Raw genomic sequence first — 236 nt, forward strand, 5'->3', positions numbered from 1 at the left:
CAGTGTTTTGAAGGATATCTAAGTGTAGCTGTTGATAGATTTTATTATGAAATCAGCAAAGAACCAGCTAATGTGAATTTTAGCTTGCCATCTATGGATGAGAGGTTCATGAATTTTATTGATGCTCAATACAAATTATTAGTACCCGAAAGCGGGTATAAAATAGATATTCTTGATCAGGAAAAAGTAAATGAAATGTGGGAAGAGTATCAGGCTTTGTCAGGCTGTTCATAGTT

At 33.9% G+C, this 236-nt stretch carries 1 protein-coding gene; it reads left to right on the forward strand.

Annotation, left to right across the window (positions count from 1 at the left end; translation table 11 throughout):
• Positions 1–234, forward strand: a 234-nt coding sequence (locus tag SB764_RS44635; protein WP_410867392.1) for a hypothetical protein, incomplete at its 5' end; no start/stop codon positions are given.
• Positions 235–236: the final 2 nt, after the last annotated feature.

The sequence above is a fragment of the Paraburkholderia sp. SIMBA_027 genome, from assembly GCF_046535315.1.
GTDB classification, from domain to species: Bacteria; Pseudomonadota; Gammaproteobacteria; order Burkholderiales; family Burkholderiaceae; genus Paraburkholderia; species Paraburkholderia tropica.